3 protein-coding genes are annotated in these 3,568 nt (G+C 70.3%); all 3 read right to left on the bottom strand.

What is annotated here, in order from left to right; all coding sequences use genetic code 11:
• Positions 1-245: 245 nt before the first annotated feature.
• Genes ABD811_RS11570 through ABD811_RS11560 form a run of 3 tightly spaced genes read right to left on the bottom strand, consistent with a single transcriptional unit; the run spans position 246 to position 3,543 of the window.
• The gene (locus ABD811_RS11570) at positions 246-1,370 is read right to left on the bottom strand and encodes an ABC transporter ATP-binding protein (protein ID WP_344945127.1); all 1,125 of its coding nucleotides are present in this window, start codon (positions 1,368-1,370) and stop codon (positions 246-248) included.
• Positions 1,371-1,390: 20 nt separating this feature from the next.
• Positions 1,391-2,533: an ABC transporter ATP-binding protein gene (locus tag ABD811_RS11565; RefSeq protein WP_344945124.1), complete on the bottom strand. Its 1,143-nt coding sequence runs from the start codon at positions 2,531-2,533 to the stop codon at positions 1,391-1,393.
• Entirely contained in the window at positions 2,533-3,543 is a 1,011-nt protein-coding gene (locus ABD811_RS11560; protein ID WP_344945141.1) for an ABC transporter permease, read from the bottom strand. Before ABD811_RS11560 ends, ABD811_RS11565 begins: the two co-directional genes overlap by 1 nt.
• Positions 3,544-3,568: the final 25 nt, after the last annotated feature.

Below are 3,568 nucleotides of genomic sequence, written 5' to 3'. Positions count from 1 at the left end.
CAGCGCCATGCCCCACGGTCCGTGCGGCGCCGCGCGCCGCGCGGAGGCGGCCCGCAGCCGGGCCGTGACGGCGAGCACGCCCGCGTCCCGCATCTCCCCTCCCGCCAGGTCCAGCCGGATCCGTCACCAGGACGAATCTGCTGCACGAAGGGGATCGTGTCACGTCGAGTGTCCAGACCGTTACACAACGACGCCCGGGAGTGTCAGGACGCGGGTCAGCCCGGTGCCCCGCGCGGGGGCGCCGCTCAGGCCGGCGGCTGGTCGTCGGTGGCGGCGGTGTCGGCGTCGGCGGCGGAGGCGCCGTTGTGGGCGACGGCGGCCTTGGCGACCTCGTCGGTGGCGCTGACCGTGGCGTTCTCGGGGAAGTGGCAGGCGGTCAGGTGCCCCGGGCTCAGCTCCACCAGCGGCGGCTCGATCTGCTTGCAGATGTCCTGCGCCTTCCAGCAGCGGGTGTGGAAGCGGCAGGCCGGCGGCGGGTCCAGCGGGCTGGGCACGTCGCCCTGCAGGCGGATGCGTTCGCGGTCGCCCCGCCTGGCCGGGTCGGGGATCGGCACGGCCGACAGCAGCGCGTTGGTGTAGGGGTGCATCGGCCGCTCGTACAGGTCGTCGCGGTCCGCCAGCTCGACGATCTTGCCGAGGTACATGACGGCGACCCGGTCGGAGATGTGCCGCACCACCGACAGGTCGTGCGCGATGACGACGTAGGTCAGGTCCAGCTCGTCCTGCAGGTCCTCCAGCAGGTTCACCACCTGCGCCTGCACCGACACGTCCAGCGCCGACACCGGCTCGTCGGCCACGATCAGCTTGGGCCGCAGCGCCAGGGTGCGGGCGATGCCGATCCGCTGGCGCTGCCCGCCGGAGAACTCGTGCGGGTAGCGGTTGTAGTGCTCGGGGTTGAGCCCGACCAGCTCCAGCAGGTCCTGCACGGCCTTCTTGACGCCCTGCTCGGTCTCGATCTTCTGCAGCCGGAACGCCGCCCCGACGATCGACCCGACCGTCTGCCGCGGGTTCAGCGACGAGTACGGATCCTGGAAGATCATCTGGATGTCCCGGCGCAGCGGGCGCAGCTGCCGCTGGGACATGTGGGTGATGTCCTGGCCCTCGAAGGTGATCGAGCCGAAGCTCGGCTCCAGCAGCCGCATGATCATGCGGCCGGTGGTGGTCTTGCCGCAGCCCGACTCGCCCACCAGGCCCAGCGTCTCGCCCTTGCGGACCGAGAACGACACCCCGTCCACGGCCTTGACGGCGCCGACCTGCCGCCGCAGCAGCCCGGCGGTGACCGGGAAGTGCTTGCCGAGCCCCTCCACCGACAGCAGGGTCTCGCCCTCGGTGACGGTCTCGGTCTCGGCCGCGGTTGTCTTGGTGCTCACAGTGGTCCCACCCGTGCTCGTCACAGTTTCGGCGCGATCTCGGTGTTCCAGATCTCCCGCCGCCTGCTCAGCGGCAGGTGGCAGGCGACCTTGTGGCCCGGTTCCACCTCGCGCAGCTCCGGCCGTTCCGTCTCGCTCTTGCCGTCGTTCAGCTCGGCGTAGGCGCAGCGCGGGTTGAACGCGCAGCCCTGCGGCACGTTGATCAGGCTCGGCGGAGTGCCCTTGATCGGCATGAGCCGTTCCGCGCGGGCCCGGTCCAGCCGCGGCATCGACCCCAGCAGGCCCCACGTGTAGGGGTGCAGCGGCCGGTGGAAGGCGTCGTCGACGGTGGCGTACTCCACGCAGCGGCCCGCGTACATCACCAGGATGTCGTCGGACAGCTCGGCCACCACCCCCAGGTCGTGGGTGATCATGATGACCGCGGAGTTGAACTCCTGCTGCAGGTCGCGGATCAGGTCCAGGATCTGCGCCTGCACCGTCACGTCCAGCGCGGTGGTGGGTTCGTCGGCGATCAGCAGTTCGGGGTCGCACGACAGCGCCATCGCGATCATGGCGCGCTGGCGCATGCCGCCGGAGAACTGGTGCGGGTAGTCGTCCACCCGCCGGTCCGGGCGGGGGATGCCGACGCGGCCGAGCATGTCGATGGCGTGCTTGCGGGCGACCTGCTTGGAGACGTCGTTGTGGATCCGGTACGCCTCGACGATCTGCTGGCCCACCGTGTAGAACGGGTGCATCGCCGACAGCGGGTCCTGGAAGATCATCGCCATGTCGCGGCCGCGGAGCCGGCGCACCTCGTCGGGTGAGGCGCCGACCAGTTCCTTGCCGTTCAGCCAGATCTCCCCCGACACGCGGGCGTTGCGCCGGTTGTGCAGGCCGAGGATGCCCAGGCTGGTGACGCTCTTGCCGGATCCGGACTCGCCCACGATGCCCAGGGTCCTGCCGCGTTCGAGCTGGAACGACAGCCCGTCCACCGACTTGACCAGGCCGTCGTCGGTCGGGAAGTGGATGCGCAGGTCGCGCACCTCGAGGAACGCCGTCGGCGGCCGGGACCCGGCGGTCTCGGCGACCGTCTCGACGGCCCCGCCGTCCTTGCCCTTGCCAGCCGTGCCGGTCTCGGCCTTGCCGGTCTCGGCCTTGCCGGCCTTGTCCTTGCCCTTCGCCATCAGCTGTGCCTCACCCTCGGGTCGACGATCCCGTACAGCAGGTCGACGACCAGGTTCGCCAGGACGATGAACAGCGCCGCGACCGACACCACGCCCAGCACCACGGGCAGGTCGCTGCCGATCACGCCGGCCAGCGCCAGCTCGCCCAGGCCGTGCAACCCGAACGTGCGTTCGGTGAGCACCGCCCCGCCCAGCAGCAGCCCGATGTCCAGGCCGAACAGCGTCAGCAGCGGCGTCAGCGTGCCGCGCAGCGCGTGCTTGGTGATGACCGTCTTCTCCGGCAGTCCCTTGGCCCGCGCGGTGCGGATGTAGTCCTCGCTCAGGGTGTCCAGCATGCCCGCCCGCGTCATCCGCGCGTACATCGCCGCGTACAGGAACGCCAACGTCACCCACGGGAGTATGAGATTACCCGCCCAGGCGAACGGGTTGTCCAGGAAGGAGTGGTAGCTGACCGGTGGCAGCAGGTCCCACTCGTGCACGATGAACGTCAGCGACAGCAGACCGGTGAAGAAGATCGGCAACGACACTCCGGCCAGCGCCACCAGCATCGCCGCCCGGTCGAACACCGAGCCCTTGCGCAGCGCCGACAGCACGCCGATCGACACGCCGATCACCAGCCACAGCGACGCCGCCCCCACCACCAGCGACAGCGTCACCGGGATCCGGTCGACGACCTGGTCGGTGACGTTCGTGCTGGTGCGGAACGAGTACCCGAAGCACGGCGCCGGGCAGTCGATCTTCTCGGTGCCGGTGTCGTAGGTGTCGCCGGCCACCACGCCCTTGAGGAACCGGCCGTACTGCACCGGGATGGGGTCGTCGAACCCGAGCCGTTCCTTGATGGCCTGCACCGTCTCGGGCGTCGGCGACTTGCCGGCGAAACGGGAGGCCAGGTCGTCGGTGCTGGTGCCGGCCAGCCGGGGCAGCAGGAAGAAGATGGAGAAGGTGACCGCGCTGATGACCACCATCAGCGCGACCGCGCCCACGAGCCGGCGAACGATGTATGCGATCACGGTCTGCGGCGGTGGGCGGGCGCCC

This window comes from Actinomadura miaoliensis, assembly GCF_039536785.1.
GTDB classification, from domain to species: domain Bacteria; phylum Actinomycetota; class Actinomycetes; order Streptosporangiales; family Streptosporangiaceae; genus Spirillospora; species Spirillospora miaoliensis.
Note: the sequence above shows the minus strand (reverse complement) of the source record. Positions and strands in the feature narration are given on the sequence as shown.